Origin of the sequence: Pseudidiomarina andamanensis, from assembly GCF_009734345.1 — a bacterium.
GTDB classification, from domain to species: domain Bacteria; phylum Pseudomonadota; class Gammaproteobacteria; order Enterobacterales; family Alteromonadaceae; genus Pseudidiomarina; species Pseudidiomarina andamanensis.
Genome location: NZ_CP032551.1, coordinates 526,937 through 542,960 on the forward strand (window position 1 = coordinate 526,937; position 16,024 = coordinate 542,960).

At 46.2% G+C, this 16,024-nt stretch carries 16 protein-coding genes; 10 read left to right on the top strand and 6 right to left on the bottom strand.

Features of this window, described 5'->3' with window-relative positions:
* Positions 1-3 precede the first annotated feature (3 nt).
* Genes D3795_RS02550 through pspF form a run of 6 tightly spaced genes read right to left on the bottom strand, consistent with a single transcriptional unit; the run spans position 4 to position 6,424 of the window.
* A complete protein-coding gene (locus D3795_RS02550) occupies positions 4-804 on the bottom strand; it encodes an ATP-binding cassette domain-containing protein (RefSeq protein ID WP_156266025.1) in 801 nt (266 codons plus the stop codon).
* Positions 797-1,795 carry an oligopeptide/dipeptide ABC transporter ATP-binding protein gene (locus D3795_RS02555; RefSeq protein WP_156266026.1) on the bottom strand — a complete coding sequence of 333 codons (999 nt, stop codon included), beginning with the start codon at positions 1,793-1,795 and terminating at the stop codon, positions 797-799. Before D3795_RS02555 ends, D3795_RS02550 begins: the two co-directional genes overlap by 8 nt.
* On the bottom strand, positions 1,792-2,691 hold the full coding sequence (locus D3795_RS02560) for an ABC transporter permease subunit (RefSeq protein WP_156266027.1): 900 nt from the start codon (positions 2,689-2,691) through the stop codon (positions 1,792-1,794). Before D3795_RS02560 ends, D3795_RS02555 begins: the two co-directional genes overlap by 4 nt.
* Positions 2,681-3,709, bottom strand: coding sequence for an ABC transporter permease (locus D3795_RS02565; protein WP_156266028.1), 1,029 nt, complete (start codon positions 3,707-3,709; stop codon positions 2,681-2,683). The genes D3795_RS02560 and D3795_RS02565 overlap by 11 nt, the downstream gene beginning before the upstream one ends.
* Positions 3,696-5,318: an ABC transporter substrate-binding protein gene (locus D3795_RS02570; protein WP_156266029.1), complete on the bottom strand. Its 1,623-nt coding sequence runs from the start codon at positions 5,316-5,318 to the stop codon at positions 3,696-3,698. Before D3795_RS02570 ends, D3795_RS02565 begins: the two co-directional genes overlap by 14 nt.
* Positions 5,318-6,424 (bottom strand): phage shock protein operon transcriptional activator, encoded by a 1,107-nt coding sequence (pspF, locus tag D3795_RS02575; RefSeq protein WP_156266030.1) that lies wholly within the window; start codon positions 6,422-6,424, stop codon positions 5,318-5,320. The genes D3795_RS02570 and pspF overlap by 1 nt, the downstream gene beginning before the upstream one ends.
* Positions 6,425-6,639: 215 nt before the next feature.
* Between pspF and pspA the strand changes: the two genes are divergently transcribed.
* The 10 genes from pspA (at position 6,640) to D3795_RS02625 (ending at position 16,018) form a co-directional block, all read left to right on the top strand.
* Positions 6,640-7,317: a phage shock protein PspA gene (pspA, locus tag D3795_RS02580; protein WP_156266031.1), complete on the top strand. Its 678-nt coding sequence runs from the start codon at positions 6,640-6,642 to the stop codon at positions 7,315-7,317.
* Between the two features lie 82 nt (positions 7,318-7,399).
* Positions 7,400-7,636, top strand: coding sequence for an envelope stress response membrane protein PspB (gene pspB, locus D3795_RS02585; RefSeq protein WP_092855145.1), 237 nt, complete (start codon positions 7,400-7,402; stop codon positions 7,634-7,636).
* On the top strand, positions 7,633-8,028 hold the full coding sequence (pspC, locus tag D3795_RS02590; RefSeq protein ID WP_156266032.1) for an envelope stress response membrane protein PspC: 396 nt from the start codon (positions 7,633-7,635) through the stop codon (positions 8,026-8,028). The genes pspB and pspC overlap by 4 nt, the downstream gene beginning before the upstream one ends.
* A gap of 196 nt (positions 8,029-8,224) precedes the next feature.
* The gene (locus D3795_RS02595) at positions 8,225-9,466 is read left to right on the top strand and encodes a trans-sulfuration enzyme family protein (RefSeq protein ID WP_156266033.1); all 1,242 of its coding nucleotides are present in this window, start codon (positions 8,225-8,227) and stop codon (positions 9,464-9,466) included.
* Positions 9,459-10,262, top strand: coding sequence for a phenylalanine 4-monooxygenase (gene phhA, locus D3795_RS02600; RefSeq protein ID WP_156266034.1), 804 nt, complete (start codon positions 9,459-9,461; stop codon positions 10,260-10,262). Before D3795_RS02595 ends, phhA begins: the two co-directional genes overlap by 8 nt.
* Positions 10,263-10,303: 41 nt before the next feature.
* Complete coding sequence (locus D3795_RS02605) at positions 10,304-10,648, top strand: 4a-hydroxytetrahydrobiopterin dehydratase (RefSeq protein WP_156266035.1); 345 nt, start codon at positions 10,304-10,306, stop codon at positions 10,646-10,648.
* A gap of 113 nt (positions 10,649-10,761) precedes the next feature.
* Positions 10,762-12,312 (top strand): transcriptional regulator TyrR, encoded by a 1,551-nt coding sequence (gene tyrR, locus D3795_RS02610; protein WP_156266036.1) that lies wholly within the window; start codon positions 10,762-10,764, stop codon positions 12,310-12,312.
* 471 nt (positions 12,313-12,783) lie between these two features.
* Positions 12,784-13,848: a 4-hydroxyphenylpyruvate dioxygenase gene (gene hppD, locus D3795_RS02615; RefSeq protein ID WP_156266037.1), complete on the top strand. Its 1,065-nt coding sequence runs from the start codon at positions 12,784-12,786 to the stop codon at positions 13,846-13,848.
* On the top strand, positions 13,841-14,986 hold the full coding sequence (locus tag D3795_RS02620) for a homogentisate 1,2-dioxygenase (protein WP_156266038.1): 1,146 nt from the start codon (positions 13,841-13,843) through the stop codon (positions 14,984-14,986). Before hppD ends, D3795_RS02620 begins: the two co-directional genes overlap by 8 nt.
* Positions 14,987-14,992: 6 nt before the next feature.
* Positions 14,993-16,018: a fumarylacetoacetate hydrolase family protein gene (locus D3795_RS02625; RefSeq protein WP_156266039.1), complete on the top strand. Its 1,026-nt coding sequence runs from the start codon at positions 14,993-14,995 to the stop codon at positions 16,016-16,018.
* Positions 16,019-16,024 lie beyond the last annotated feature (6 nt).

The window sequence follows — 16,024 nt, forward strand, 5'->3', positions numbered from 1 at the left end:
GCCTTACTCCTGTGTTGTTGTGTGTTTAAGCGCTTTATTCAATTGTTCCGATTGCAACAATAGTTTGGTTAATTGTTCCTTCGGATTTGTTAGTAGCGCCTGTGTCGAATCAAACTCAATCATTTTACCACGATGCATTATTAAGATCTTGTCAGCAACGTGACGCACGATCTCCGGCGAATGTGATGCGAAAATGAACGAAATACCCATATCTTCTTGAAGATCGAGTATAAGGTTAATAATTTGAGCTCTAATTGATGGATCCAATGAGGCGAATGCCTCATCTGCCACGATAATTTGAGGTTCAAGAATAATTGCGCGAGCAATACAGACCCGTTGTTGTTGACCACTGGAGAGCATATGGGGATAAAAATCAAAGTGATCAGGTAATAAGCCAACTTTCTGTAAAGTCACGTAAACGTGTTCTTGTCTCTCAGCAGGGGACCATGCGGTATTAAACAATAGCGACTCTAATAGTTGTTTACCGATAGTCAGCTGCGGATTAAGTGAGCTTAAACTGTCTTGAAATATCATTCTAATTTCGCGGCAACGTTGCTGATAGTTGGCAGGATCAAGTAACTCACCGTTTAGGTAAATCTCACCAGAACTAGGCACTTCAGCGCCTGCAATCAGTTTCGCTAAGGTCGATTTGCCAGAACCGGTTTCCCCCATAATTGCAATCGTTTCGCCGCGTTTCACCGAAAAGCTAATTGGCTCCAGAGCACAGACTCGAGTAGGGCGGAGCCAGCCATTTTTAAAGCTGTAATATTTGCTTAAGTTGCGAACTTCGAGCAGATCAGTCATGACTCTCAACCTCAATTAAAGGGAAATGACAGGCAAACTGGTGTTGCTTCACTTTACTTAAACGTGGCTGATGTATACACGAGCGACGCGCATTGGGGCAGCGAGGGCCAAGGCGACAGCCAATCGGCATGTGTTGCAAAGTCGGTATTGCTCCAGTTAATGTTGGCAACCGGGTTTTTGCGGCAACATCCTGATTAAAGAAACTCATCTTCAACATGGCATCGGTATAAGGATGAAACGGCTCAGTCATGATTTTTTCAGTTGGGCCTGTCTCCATGAGCTGACCGCAGTATACTAGACTCATCCGCTGGGTTTCCGGGATAATCGCCGTCAAATCTTGCGTGATCATTAAAATGCTCATACCTTGACTTGCACTTAATTTTGCCAATAACCGATAGATTTGATTGCGTGTGTTAGGCTCCATGGCGGTAGTCGGCTCATCCGCAATCAGCAACTTTGGATTGTGAGCAATGGCCATGGCAATGCTGACTTTTTGCGCAATGCCTTCCGAAAGCTGTTGCGGGTAACTGTTCATGACCTTTTCGGCATCTTTGATGCCGACGCGATGTAGCAAGCGCTCAGCGCGGACCGTGCGCGTCGCCTTGCGGCGTAGATAAATACCTTTGAGTTCACTCTTTGGAATGGTTTCGCGCAATTGCTCGCCAATTTTGGTGTTTGGATCAAGGTAACTTCCCGGGTTTTGAAAGATCATCGCCATATCACGCCCCGTCACCAGACGCCGTTGTACCGGATTCAGCGCTAATAAGTCGTAATGGCGCCACCACAGTCTATCTGCGGTGATTTTCCAGCGCGGATTAATAAACCCCATAATTGCTTTGGCGAGCAAGCTTTTGCCTGACCCTGATTCACCCACTAGTGTATGAATCTCACTTTCGGCAAGCTGCAAGCTGAGCTTGTCGAGAACTTTGACCATTCCGGCACTGGTCTCGAGCTCAATGGTTAGATTGCGTATGTCTAGAATATTGCTCATGTGCCGCGTACCCGTTCTTGAATTGCTGCGCGTAGACTATCACCGAGTACGTTGATAGAAAGTACCGTCAAAAACAGCGCTACCCCCGGTAAAACCATTGTCCACGGTAACAAATAGACTTGATCGAGGCTACGCGCGAGCATGGTGCCCCATTCGGGTGCCGGTGCTTGCACACCTAAGCCAAGAAAACCGAGTGCAGCAATATCGAGAATTGCCGTCGATAATGCGAAGGTAACTTGCATGACCACGACTGACGTAATGTTCGGGAAAATAACGCGAGTTAAAATATACCACCGCGAGCAGCCATTTAATTTCGACGCAATCACATATTCTTTGTTGCGCTCTTCATAAAAGGCATTGTGTACGCTATGAATAAATTGTGGAATCAGTACCAAGGTTATCGCAATCATCACCGTATGCAGAGCCGGGCCTAAAATAGCAATGATAATCAGCGCCAATAATAATGATGGAATGGATAGCACCACATCGAGCAAATGGTTCAGCGTTGATGACTGAACCCCGCGACTCATACCCGCCCAGGCGCCGATTGCGATACCAATCATGGACGCAACGGCGGTTGCAATTAATGGGTAACCAAGACTATAGACTGCGCCACTGAGCACGCGAGACAGAAGATCACGCCCTAAATCGTCGGTGCCGAAGAGGAAGCTTATTTCGCCGTTATCGTGCCACGCCGGTGGTTGCGATACTGCATCGCTGAATTGTGCATCAGGACTGTAAGGCGCGATAAGCGGCGACAACACCATCAACAACAGCATAAAACTAAAAATATAAAATGCGGCTATCGCAAACGGATTGGTATTCATGTGCAACCACAGCGAACGCAGCGGCGAAGGTTCGCGATACTGATAATAGATACTGCGATTATTCGGCATCGATTTCCTTCCTTACCTGCGGGTAACGCCAAGCGTGTACGAGATCGACCAGTACATTCACGAAAAGAATCAACGAAGCAAGAATCAAAAGCCCTGCTTGAATCACCGGGAAATCACGTTCGTAAATGCTTTTTACCAACCAACTACCAAGCCCAGGCCAATTGAAAATAACTTCCGTGATAACAATATTGGTCATGAGGACACTAAATTGTAGCCCCAACTGACGAATTACCGGCTGTAGCGCATTGGGCAGCGTGTGGCGGAACATGATGGTAGCGTCACTTAATCCACGCGCTCGTGCAGCTTTGATGAAATTCTGCTGTAACACATCAAGTACGGCGTTGCGCATGATACGTATCAGCATTGTCAGCGGCATGATTGCGAGCACAATAACGGGTACCCACAGGTGGTTTAGTGCATCGGAAAGTGCCGCGGCTTTAAACTCAGTATCACTTAGCCAGATATCAATGAGAATTGAGCCGGTTTGAGTTTCGATGGCATAAAGCGGATTGATTTGTCCGGAGATAGGGCTCCAGCCCAGCTTTACCGCAAATAATAAAATGAATAACTGCGCCAACCAGAATACTGGAATGGAATAGGCACTCAGACTAATCCCCATGATCACGCGATCAATCGGGCCGCGTTGCTGTACTGCGGCATAAACACCCAGCGGAATACCCAGTACCATGGCCAACAGCATCGCCAGCAAACCAAGTTCTACCGTGGCGCCGAGTAGCGGCTTAATCTCATCAAATACCGGTTGTTGTGTTACCAGCGATAAGCCCCAGTCACCTTGAAATAGATGACTCACAAATTGACCATATTGACTGATGATGCCATCGTCGAAGCCCCGCGCAACTTGAGCTTGCTGGTAGGCAAGGGTATCGTTACTCGCAATACCTGTCATATTGGTTAAGCTGTCACCCGGGTACCAATAGTTGAGCGAAAATATCAACAGCGAAAGCAGCCATAAGGTGACAAGTAACAATACTATTCTGCGTAAACTATAACGGAGCATCAGTCACCCTTCGCGCGTAGCGGAAATTGATACCACCGTATGGCGGCAGTTCAACACCTTCTATATCATCTCGGTGCGCCTGAAAACGCAACGAGTTTGCAATAGGTACAAGCGGTGCTTGCTGCATCACGAAATCTTCAATTGCCTGGTACAGGTGTTTGCGCTGATCTAAATCACTTTCTGTGATGGCATCGACGAGCAATTGATCAAATTCAGGGTTACACCATTGAGCGCGGTTATTTCCCGAACGCGCAGCCGCGCAGCTTAGCGTTGGTCTAAAAAAGTTATCAGGGTCGGCGTTGTCGGCAACCCAACCAATCAACACGCTATCGTGCTCGCCATTCACGAGGCGTTGCCGAAACGTATTCCATTCGTAACTCACTATGTTGGCTTGAACACCGACTTGAGCTAAGTCAGATTGAATCAGTTCCGCCATACGATGTGCGTTTGGGTTATAGGCACGTTGCACTGGCATTGCCCAAATGTCCATACTAAAACCGTTTGGGAAACCAGCTTCAGCAAGCAATTCGCGAGCTTTTGCAGGATCATACGGATAGGTTTGCTGCACCGGACTATAGGCCCACGAGGTTTCCGGCAACATACCAGTTGCTAGACGGGCATTGCCATCATAAATGGTCTGTATAATTGCCGGGCGATTGATGGCGTGGGCTAACGCACGTCGAACAACCACATTATCAAATGGCGGATGCTGCGTATTAAACGCCCAAAAAGAGACATTCGGGCTAACTGAACTGCCCACTTGAATTTTTGCATCTTGATCAAGTTGTGATAGCTCATTCACAAGCGGGTAGGGAATAACGTCGCATTCCCCAGTCAGCAATTTCAGCATACGCTTATTCGCATTTGGGGTAATCACGTACACCAACGTTTTAATTTCTGGTTGTTCCCGCCAATACCCTTCATGGGCACTGTAACGAATGACAAAATCTTTGCGAAACATTTCAAATTCAAAAGGCCCCGTGCCTACTGGTAACCGGTCAATTTGTTCAGGATTGCCTTCTGCAATGAGCTGCTGCGCGTATTCGGCTGACAATATCACCGCAAAATCAGTGGCCAAATTCGCTAAAAACGAATTATCTGATTGGACGAGATGAAAATCGACGGTGTAGTCATCAATTTTTTCGACTTTTTCGATAAGTTTGATTAAGCCACTTGAACGGAAAAACGGGTAACGGCCGCCGTTTACCTCATGGTAGACGTGTTGTTGATTCAGCCAGCGCTGAAAGCTAAACAAAACATCGTCAGCATTAAATGTGCGGGTTGGCGTAAACCAGTCGGTATCATGAAACTGAACATTTTCACGCAAATTAAAGCGATAGCGTCGGCCTTGATCGAACGCTTGCCAACCGCGAGCCAGCGCTGGGACAAACTGTTGTTGCTTGGCATCGTAATCCAGTAACCGATCATAAAGCTGTGCCGATGTGGCGTCTACGGTCGTACCCGAAGTCACCAATTGCGGATTAAAAATTTCTGGATTACCTTCCGAGCAGTAGACCAAACCATCTTGATAGACCTCACTGTCAGTTTGTACCGGACCGCAAGCGGCCAGCACTAATGTACCTGACGCGATCATCAATTGTTTGAACATTAACCTTGTCCCTCTAGCAACGCATACTTTTTTAAGTAGCCACGTAACTGATGATAGGTTAGTCCTAGTAGCTCTGCTGTTTTCTTTTGGTTAAATTGTGCGTGTTGTAATGCCCGCTGAATAACTTCAATTTCAAATTCAGCAGTAATTTCTTTGAAATCAATTCCGCCGTCATCAAAATCAACGCAGACACCAACAGATTCAGAGCTCGATGATGGTGCTGCAGGTAGCGTGTTCTCAGTGTCTTTTTCCGGATTAGGGGCTTTGCTGGCTTGTTCCGTTTTCTGTGTGTTGGTTTCACGATGTGTTGCAGGTGCTGGTCGATAAGGACTATGAAACGGATCGATCACAATGTCGCTGACTGGCAGATGACCACTACCGATACGATAAACAGAACGTTCGATGACATTCTTAAGTTCTCGAACATTACCTGGCCAGTGGTAATCAAGTAGCATTTTTCGAGCTTGCTCGGTAAACCCACTGAATAGTTCATAATCTAATTCACGCGCCATTTGAATAGCGAAATGTTCGGCTAGTACCAATATATCTTCACGTCGCTCGCGTAGTGGAGGTAGCGTAATAACGTCAAACGCAAGGCGATCGAGTAAGTCAGCTCTAAATTCGCCTGATTCAGCAAGGCTTGGAAGATCTTCATTGGTGGCAGCTATCAGTCGGGTGTCGACGCGGACAGTTTTCGTACCACCGACACGCTCAAACTCACCATATTCAATAACGCGCAGAATTTTTTCCTGGACTAAAGCAGAGGTGTTCGCTAGTTCATCAAGGAATAAGCTACCGCCGTCAGCACGTTCAAAACGGCCTTCATGGCGCTTTTGCGCGCCGGTAAACGCGCCCGCTTCATGACCAAATAGCTCGCTTTCTAGAAGACTCTCGCTGAGAGCGGCACAGTTTAATTTGACGTAATTCTGTTCCCAGCGTTTCGACAAGAAATGCAATCGGGCGGCAATCAATTCCTTCCCGGTGCCACGTTCGCCAATTATTAATACAGGTTTATTGAGAGGAGCGATTTGAGAAACTTGCTCAAGAACGGCGAGAAAGCTGTTAGCTTGTCCGATTAAATTATCAGCTTCGCGGAAGCGACTCATGGCTAGCACCACGCTGTTATTATCGTTATTGGTGAATTTGACTAATTATTAGTGTATTTCATAAGCGCAGGGCGTCAAATCATTTTTTGCCAAAACCGAAAAAAATCAATGAAATTAAGCGGGTTAGAGCAATTTATAAAAGTTGGCACGGTATCTGCATAATATTTCAGCGAACAATAATCAAATTTCTATTGACGCTTTATGAGGACACAAACATGGGTATCTTTACACGTTTTACAGATATCGTAAATTCAAACCTGAACGCATTATTGGATAAGGCTGAAGATCCGGAAAAAATGGTTCGTCTTATTATTCAGGAAATGGAAGACACATTAGTTGAGGTTCGCTCGACATCAGCTCGCTTAATTGCTGAGAAGAAAGACACTGAACGTCAACTAGCGCGTTTCGAGAAGGAAGTTGCTGAGTGGGAAGCGAAAGCTGAATTAGCACTGAGTAAAGACCGCGATGACTTAGCGCGCTTAGCACTTGTTGAGAAACAAAAAGCTGCGACTGATGCGCAAAGCTTACAAGCGGATATCACTCGTATTGACGAACACTTGAACCGTTTGGGTGAAGAAGTGGGGCAACTGCAAGAAAAATTGGCAGATGCCAAAGCTCGTCAGAAAACGATTATCATGCGTCAACGCGCAGTTAGCAGCCGTTTAGAAGTTAAAAAACGCATTGATAGTGGCAAAATCGACGATGCAATGTTGCGCTTTGAGCGATTTGAATCAAAAATTGATGACTTAGAGTCGCAAGTTGAAGCTTACGATCTTGGCAAGAAGACCTTGCGTGATGAATTTGCGCAATTAGAAACTGATGACAAGATTACCGACGAGCTTGAGGCTTTAAAAGCCCGCGTTAAGAAAGATAAGACGGATAAAAACGCTTAATTCGCGGAATGTTTACCAAGCCATGATAGCGGGTGTCGCGCTAGGCACCCGAACTTTTTGAACGACGAGAGATGAGAAGCACATGGATATTATAGCCCCACTAATTGGCGCACCGATTATTCTATTTATGATTTTTGTGGCGCCAATTTGGATCATCATGCATTACCGTAGCCAGCGTAAAATTGGTCAAGGCTTGAGCCAAGACGAATTGCTACAACTACAGGAGCTAGCGCATCAGGCGGAACGGATGCGTGATCGAATTAAAACCCTAGAATCAATTCTAGATGCGGAGTCACCAAAATGGAGAGACCGCGTATGAGCCAGGATAACTGTCAACGCAGAACACTAATGCGCGATAAAGCTAAAGGCAAAATTGCCGGGGTATGCGCAGGTATCGCTGAGTACTTTAATATTGAAGTGTGGTTGGTACGTATTATCGCCGTCACAGCACTTATTTTCAGTTCAAGCTTTGTAGCCGTCATTTATATTGCGATGTGGTTCATTCTTGATGAAAAAAAGCCGAATCCAGCCGACCAGCCATCGCATCATCTTGGCGTTAAAACCAAAGTCTGGCAGGCTGGTGAGCCACCACAGCGAGCGTTTCGCGATATTAACCAAGAGTTTAGTGAATTAGAGCAGTCGTTACAGCGCATTGAGCGGTATATCACGTCAAATGCTTATAAGATTGATCGCGAGCTCGATCGACTGTAACGCGACGAAATAGTTAGCAACACAGCGCACAAGTACACCGTGAATACCCCGTTGTTCGGTTCTTCCGACAGCGGGGTTTTTTATGCAAGTGGCAAATTTCCGTTACAGTAAAACATGATCAACATCAAAGTTAGCTGTTGCGTTCAAATCAGCGTGAATGCAATCTGATGTGCAACAACGAGGAGATATTCTGCCAATGCGCACCAACAATAAAGATAAATCGCAATGGCAGCCAGCGACAGTGACAATTCATGGCGGTAAACGTCGTGATGAACATGGCGCTTTGGTTGCACCACTGTATCAAACGGCGACATTTTCATTTACGAATACGGCGCAAGGGTCAGCTCGTTTTGCTGGCGAAGAAGAAGGTTATATTTATAGTCGCTTGGGTAACCCAACGGTCACCGAACTAGAAGAACGTGTTGCTGCGCTGGAAGGGTTTCCTGCTGCTGCGGCCGCCGCTACGGGTATGGGCGCGGTGTCAGCCAGTATGCTCGCATTTGTTGAACAAGGCGACCATGTCTTGGTATCAGACGCGATTTATGGTTGTAGCTTTGCCTTGTTCTCACATTTGTTCACGAAGTTTGGCATTACTGTCGACTTTGTCGACATGGCGGATTTAGCGAAAACGCGTGCCGCGATACGTCCAAATACGAAATTGGTATTCCTTGAATCGCCAGTTAACCCGCATTTGAAAGTGATTGATATTCAAGCGATTGCCGATATTGCTCACGAAGTGAATGCGCGCTTGGTTGTTGATAATACGTTTATGACGCCACTATTGCAGCAACCGCGGAAGCAAGGTGCTGATTTAGTACTTCACAGTGCGACTAAATATCTCAATGGTCACGGCGACGTCGTAGCTGGCATTGTGTGTGGTAGCGAAGAAGATATTGAATTGATTAAATTAACCACATTAAAAGATATGGGCGCTACCATGAGCCCACACGATGCTTGGTTAATATTGCGTGGTCTAAAGACCCTCGATGTCCGTATGGAACGTCATTGTGCAAACGCAGTCAAAGTAGCTGAGTATTTACGCGATAAAGATCTGGTTAAAACTATTTATTTCCCGGGCTTTGCGGACCATCCAGCGCAGGCTTTGATGGGTACGCAGATGCATGGGGCAGGTGCAGTCATTGCCTTTGAATTACACGGTGATATCAATACTGCACGGCAATTATTAGATAGCTTACATTTAATTACGATTGCAGTGAGTTTAGGCGATGCAGAAACATTAATTCAGCATCCAGCTTCGATGACGCACTCACCCTATACGCCAGAAGCGCGAGCTGCTGCGGGTATCAGTGATACGCTGATTCGTATTTCAGTGGGGCTTGAGGCCGTCGAAGATATTATTGCTGATTTGGAACAAGCGTTTGCTGCTTGCGCCAACAGCCAAATAACAACAACAGGGGAACAAGTACGCTATGGGTAAACAAAGCAACTATGTTTCACGACAGCCGGACGAAAACGGTATTATTGCGTGGAGTGATGAAGAAAATGCAGTTTGGCACGACCTTGTCGAGCGCCAACTTAAACATATTCCTGGCAAAGCCTGTGATGAATACATGCATGGCTTAGATTTATTGAATTTGCCACATGACAGAATTCCACAACTTCATGAAATCAATGAAGTGTTGCAAGAAACAACAGGTTGGCAAGTTGCGCAAGTACCAGCGTTGATTCCATTTGATGAGTTTTTCCGCTTGTTGGCGAATAAACAGTTCCCAGTGGCCACGTTTATTCGTACTCGTGAAGAATTTGATTACTTGCAAGAGCCCGATATCTTTCACGAGATTTTCGGACACTGTCCATTGTTAACGAACCCGGCATTCGCTCATTTTACCCATCAATATGGTAAATTGGGCTTGAATGCGACGCCGAAAGAGCGTGTTTATTTAGCACGTCTCTATTGGTTTACAGTTGAGTTCGGGTTATTGAACACGAAAGATGGCTTGCGTATTTATGGCGGCGGTATTTTATCGTCACCTGGCGAAACTGAATATGCGATTTTTAGTGACAAGCCAGAACGTAAGCCGCTGGTACCGTTGGATGCATTACGAACGCCGTATCGTATTGATATTATGCAGCCAATTTATTACACGATTGAAAGTACCGATCGGTTATTTGAAATTGCCGACTTGGACATTATGGCGCTGGTACGCGAAGCAATGGAGCTCGGATTATTTGAGCCGAAGTTTCCGCCAAAGCCGAAAACCGACGCCGCGTAAAAGCTATTGTTAGAAACTTATAGATGTAAATCGAGGAACGAATGTCAGAACTAAAACAACAAACATGTGAAGCTTGTAACGCCAATGCACCAAAGGTGAGTGACGCTGAACTAGCTGAACTTATTCGCGAAATTCCTGAGTGGGCGCCTGTGGTTCGTGACGGTGTGATGCAACTTGAGCGTGAATTCAAATTTAAGAACTTCAAACAAGCGCTCGCATTTACCAATAAAGTAGGTGAAATAGCCGAAGCTGAATTCCATCACCCAACACTGGTGACCGAATGGGGTAAAGTAACGGTTACTTGGTGGACCCATGCAATCAATGGTCTGCACAAGAACGACTTTATCATGGCCGCGCGCACTGACGCCGTGTTAAATGCTGAGTAAATAACGACCAATAGAACTGCTCGGACGACTTAAAAAAGCCCTCGTGGATGGTTATCCCGAGGGCTTTTTTGTGTATACTTTGCTTTACACATAGTCTAACAAAGCTGCTATTTATGCGTTTGGAAATAACCTGCGATGACCGTCTGGGTATTGCTCAAGACGTGCTACAGATATTGCGTGACCACGAAATCGATCTGCGTGGTATTGAAGTCGATCCGAAAGGTAAAATTTTCCTGAACTTTCCGGAGTTAGAATTTAAAGATTTTCAGCATTTAATGCCGGAAATTCGACGTATTCCGAACGTGAAAGACGTTAAAACCATCGCAATTATGCCCTCTGAACGCGAGCATTTTGAATTTAAACTGCTATTGAGCAAGCTTCCAGATCCCATTCTATCGGTTGATAGTCGCGGCATGATCGATATTGCCAACGATGCGGCGCAACAGGTATTGAGTGATAATCGAACTGAACTTGTAGGCACACTTATTGGCCAATGGTTAAGTGGTTTTGCAGTGCAGCGTTGGCTTGAAAAACAACCAACCGAACCAACTGTTCAACAGATAAGCGCTGGTGGTTCGAAGTATTTTGCCGATTTATTGCCAATTTGGGTTGCCGATGACGCCGGGAAAAATGGTTTTGCTGGCGCGGTAATTACCTGCAAACCGCAACCATTGGTTGAACAGTGGCAGCGCGGTGGTAATCACAATGTGTTCAAACAGATTCTGGGAGAGCACAGCAGCATGAAACGCTTGGTTAAAGAAGCTGCACGCATGGCTGAGCTGAATGTGCCTCTGCTAATTCAAGGTGAAACCGGCGTGGGTAAAGAATTACTTGCGCGAGCCTGTCATCAAGCCAGCCATCGCGCAGATAAACCATTTCTAGCAATTAACTGTGCCGCATTGCCGGACAATGTGGCGGAAAGCGAATTATTTGGCCACGGTAAAGGCAGTCTGGGCCCTTACACCGAGGCCAAAAAGGGTATTTTTGAGCAAGCGAACGGCGGTACTGTGTTGCTGGATGCTGTGGGTGAAATGTCGAATGGTTTGCAGGCGAAGTTATTGCGATTTATTCAAGATGGACGTTTCCGTCGCATTGGTGAAGAGCAAGAAGTGACAGTTGATGTACGGATTATCTGCTCAGCTCAAGACGACCTAATCGAACGGGTTGAAGCAGGGACATTTCGCGAAGATTTATTTTATCGCCTTAATGTGTTGACGCTTCAAGTACCGTCTTTACGCGAACGCAGGTCGGATATCAGCTTATTAACCGACCATTTTACCGTGCAAGCATGTCAGCGCTTAGGTCGTAGTTTGGTGATGGTCACTCGTGCGGCGCGCGATGCTTTGCAGCGGTATCAATGGCCAGGCAACGTTCGCCAACTTGAAAACGTCCTGTTTCGTTCTATTTCAATGTCGGAAGGCGATACCCTCGATATCGGCGATATCCACCTTCCAGGTGCGGAGAGTTTACAGGAAAATGTGGCGGTTGATCTCGAAGAAGGAAGTTTGGACGAAGCCGTTAAAAAGTTCGAGGCAACGATTCTTCGCCGATTATATCCGAGTTATCCGAGTACGCGGCAGTTGGCGAAGAAGTTGGGGTTATCGCATACAGCGGTAGCGAATAAACTGCGCGACTATGGTATCGGCAAAACCCGCAAGCGTTGAAAGCGTTATTCGTTATTGGTTATTCGAAAAGACAAAAGCAATAACGTGTTTCGTTGTTCGTGCGCTTTGCTGTTCGTCCGCTTCGCTGTTCGGTAAATCCAAATGCTCTCATTTTCGGAATTTCTTTTGCTGCAAGGAACTTGCGTTTTTTGCCTTGACCTTATTTTTAACGAATAACGAATAACGAATAACGAATAACGAATAACGAATAACGAATAACGCTGTTGTATTCTTTTCTTTACAGCGATTCTGGCTTCTGTAATGAAATCATGACAGCTTTACCTCTACATGCCAGCCTTTCTTGATCTGTATCAATTAGTTTACACCTTGCTGTTTTTCTGTGCGGCCAGCGGATGTGGGTGCTGGGCTAGCGATTCACCGCGTCTATGCGCATAGTAGTATCGATTCATTCTTTGTTGTGCGTCATTTTAATTAGAAGAGAACGCACTATTTTCGAATAACGAGGACACTATGACTGATATTAACTACAACCCATTACAAACAGACGGTTTTGAATTCGTTGAATACTCAGCGCCAGATGCAAACGGTATTGCGGCATTAAAAGATTTGTTCACGAAGCTTGGCTTTACTGAAGTTGCAAAACACAAAACCAAAGAAGCTTGGTTGTTCAAACAGAACGACATTAATTTCATTGTGAACGCTGAAACCGGTGGTCAAGCTGAAGAGTTTGCGAAGGCGCACGGTCCTAGCGTTTGCGGTATGGCGTGGCGTGTGAAAGATGCGAAACATGCATTTGACCATGCTGTGGCTAATGGTGCGAAGCCATTCCAGCGTCACACGGCAGCAGGCGAGGAAGAGTTTCCCGCGGTGTATGGTATCGGTGAAAGCGTGCTGTACTTCGTTGATAAAGATATTTACACCAACGACTTTGACTTCTATGACAACTGGGAAGCGAAGATGAAAGATCACGCGGCTGGTTTGTATGAAGTTGATCATCTAACTCATAACGTATTCCGCGGCAACATGGATACTTGGGCTGGCTTCTATGAGCGCATTGGTAACTTCCGTGAAATCCGCTATTTCGATATCGAAGGTAAATTGACTGGCTTGTTGAGCCGTGCGATGACTGCGCCATGCGGTAAGATTCGCATTCCAATTAACGAGTCGCACGATGACAAATCACAAATTGAAGAATACTTGCGTGAGTATAACGGCGAAGGCATTCAGCACATCGCGTTAACCTCTGACGACATCTACAAAACTGTACGTGACTTGCGCGCTATCGGTATGGATTTCATGCCAACGCCTGATACTTACTACGCGAAGATTGATGAGCGTGTAGAAGGTCACGAAGAGAATGTTGATGAATTACGTGAGTTGCAGATTTTGATTGATGGGGCGCCAATGAAAGACGGTATTCTGCTACAAATTTTCACGCAAACCGTGATTGGCCCGGTATTCTTCGAAATTATTCAACGCAAAGGCAACGAAGGCTTTGGTGAAGGTAATTTCAAAGCTTTATTTGAATCAATTGAAGAAGATCAAATCCGTCGTGGAGTATTAAGCGATGCGTAAATGGATTAGCTTTCCGAAACAAGTTGGTGTGGCCTCGAAGCAGGCTCACGCTGATTTTCCGGAGCAAGCGATCTTTGAACGCGAAGTAGGGCGTAGTGGTTTCTTTGGTCCCGCAACGCACTTTCATCATCGCCATGCTCCAACGGGTTGGAGTAATTGGGAAGGCGAGTTACGTCCGCGTAACTTCGACTTCAACAAACTTGATAACGTTGCCACAGAATCACCGTGGCAAGTACCAATGTTGCTGCATAACGCCCAGTGTAAATTTCGCATTTGGCATTGCTATGAGCGTATGGACTTTTTAGTTCGTAATGCCGACGGCGATGAATTGCTGTTTATTCATGAAGGGCGTGGCGAGCTGTTTTGCGATTATGGTCACATCACACTCGAGAAAGGGGATTATTTCGCGATTCCGCGTTCAACTTCATGGCGCATTGAGCCGCTTGAACCGATGCAAATCGTGATGATTGAGGCGACCAACAGCGCTTATCAGTTACCAGAGAAAGGTCTGGTTGGTAATCATGCGATCTTTGATCCGGCCTGTCTTGACACACCAGATATCGATGCGGCGTTTAAAGCGCAATACAGCGAAGATAGCTGGCAGGTTCAAGTGAAGCGTCATGGCAAAATTTCAGTGATTACCTATCCATTTAATCCGCTTGATGCCATTGGCTGGCACGGTGATTTAGCGCCAGTTCGGATTAATTGGCGCGATATTCGTCCGCTAATGAGCCACCGTTATCATTTACCTCCGTCAGCGCATACAACATTTGTAGCTGATGGCTTTGTGGTGTGCACATTTGTACCGCGCCCAATTGAGTCTGATCCAGGTGCGTTAAAAGTACCGTTTTACCACAATAACGATGATTACGATGAAGTGTTGTTCTACCATGAAGGTGATTTCTTCAGTCGTGATAACATCGACAAAGGTATGGTAACCTTCCATCCAGCCGGATTCACGCACGGGCCGCATCCGAAGGCATTTCAGGCAGGTTTAGAGTATCGTAAAAAGTTCACCGACGAAGTTGCGGTGATGCTGGATACTCGCAATGCGCTAGAAATGGGCGATGTTTGCGCCAGCGTAGAAAATCCTGATTACGTAAATAGCTGGAAAGCTAAAGACGACAATAAGGCATAACGATTTATGAAGTTTGCAACGTATCGAAATGGAACCCGTGACGGCCAATTAATGTTGGTCAGTCGCGATTTAAAGAAAGCAGTCGCGGTACCCGCAATTGCTGCCACGTTACAAGAAGTGTTGGATGAGTGGGACGCGGTTGCGCCGCAGTTAGAGCAGGCCTATCAAGCATTAAACAACGGTGAGCTAGACGACGCTGAAGCGTTTGATGAGAGCTTGTGTGAATCGCCATTGCCACGCGCTTATCAATGGGCAGACGGTAGTGCTTATGTGAATCACGTTGAGTTGGTGCGTAAAGCACGTAACGCAGAAATGCCGCCAAGTTTTTGGACCGACCCATTAATGTATCAAGGTGGGTCAGATGACTTCCTTGGGCCAAAAGATGCTATCGAAATGGCGGATACCTCATGGGGTATCGATTTTGAGGGCGAGATTGCGGTTATTACTGACGATGTGCCAATGGGCGTTGAGGCAACTGAAGCCGGTCAATATATCCGTTTACTCATGTTAGTGAACGATGTGTCATTGCGTGGCCTCATTCCAAATGAATTAGGCAAAGGCTTTGGTTTCTTTCAGTCAAAACCATCATCAGCATTCTCACCAGTTGCGGTAACCCCAGATGAATTGGGTGAAAAATGGCGTGATAACAAGGTGCATCTGCCATTGTTGAGCTACTATAACGGGAAGCCTTTTGGTAAACCTAACGCTGGCGAAGACATGACCTTTGATTTCGCGCAGCTCGTAGCTCATGCGGCGAAGACGCGTCATTTGGGCGCCGGTGCGATTATTGGCTCAGGCACTGTTTCAAATAAGCAAGGCACCGATCACGGAAGTGCTATTGCTGAAGGCGGTGTCGGCTATAGTTGTATTGCCGAAGTGCGGATGATTGAAACCATCCGTGACGGACAACCGAGCACTGGGTTTATGCAATTTGGTGACACCATCAAAATTGAAATGACAGATGCGCAAGGCCACAGTATTTTTGGCAGCATTGACCAAAAAGTGGTTCAGTATTCGCCATCTGACGATTAATTGCGG

Coding starts and splice junctions, on each gene's coding strand:
- D3795_RS02550 (WP_156266025.1), bottom strand. CDS start 804: ATGACTGATCTGCTCGAAGTTCGCAACTTAAGCAAATATTACAGCTTT.
- D3795_RS02555 (WP_156266026.1), bottom strand. CDS start 1,795: ATGAGCAATATTCTAGACATACGCAATCTAACCATTGAGCTCGAGACC.
- D3795_RS02560 (WP_156266027.1), bottom strand. CDS start 2,691: ATGCCGAATAATCGCAGTATCTATTATCAGTATCGCGAACCTTCGCCG.
- D3795_RS02565 (WP_156266028.1), bottom strand. CDS start 3,709: ATGCTCCGTTATAGTTTACGCAGAATAGTATTGTTACTTGTCACCTTA.
- D3795_RS02570 (WP_156266029.1), bottom strand. CDS start 5,318: ATGTTCAAACAATTGATGATCGCGTCAGGTACATTAGTGCTGGCCGCT.
- pspF (WP_156266030.1), bottom strand. CDS start 6,424: ATGAGTCGCTTCCGCGAAGCTGATAATTTAATCGGACAAGCTAACAGC.
- pspA (WP_156266031.1), top strand. CDS start 6,640: ATGGGTATCTTTACACGTTTTACAGATATCGTAAATTCAAACCTGAAC.
- pspB (WP_092855145.1), top strand. CDS start 7,400: ATGGATATTATAGCCCCACTAATTGGCGCACCGATTATTCTATTTATG.
- pspC (WP_156266032.1), top strand. CDS start 7,633: ATGAGCCAGGATAACTGTCAACGCAGAACACTAATGCGCGATAAAGCT.
- D3795_RS02595 (WP_156266033.1), top strand. CDS start 8,225: ATGCGCACCAACAATAAAGATAAATCGCAATGGCAGCCAGCGACAGTG.
- phhA (WP_156266034.1), top strand. CDS start 9,459: ATGGGTAAACAAAGCAACTATGTTTCACGACAGCCGGACGAAAACGGT.
- D3795_RS02605 (WP_156266035.1), top strand. CDS start 10,304: ATGTCAGAACTAAAACAACAAACATGTGAAGCTTGTAACGCCAATGCA.
- tyrR (WP_156266036.1), top strand. CDS start 10,762: ATGCGTTTGGAAATAACCTGCGATGACCGTCTGGGTATTGCTCAAGAC.
- hppD (WP_156266037.1), top strand. CDS start 12,784: ATGACTGATATTAACTACAACCCATTACAAACAGACGGTTTTGAATTC.
- D3795_RS02620 (WP_156266038.1), top strand. CDS start 13,841: ATGCGTAAATGGATTAGCTTTCCGAAACAAGTTGGTGTGGCCTCGAAG.
- D3795_RS02625 (WP_156266039.1), top strand. CDS start 14,993: ATGAAGTTTGCAACGTATCGAAATGGAACCCGTGACGGCCAATTAATG.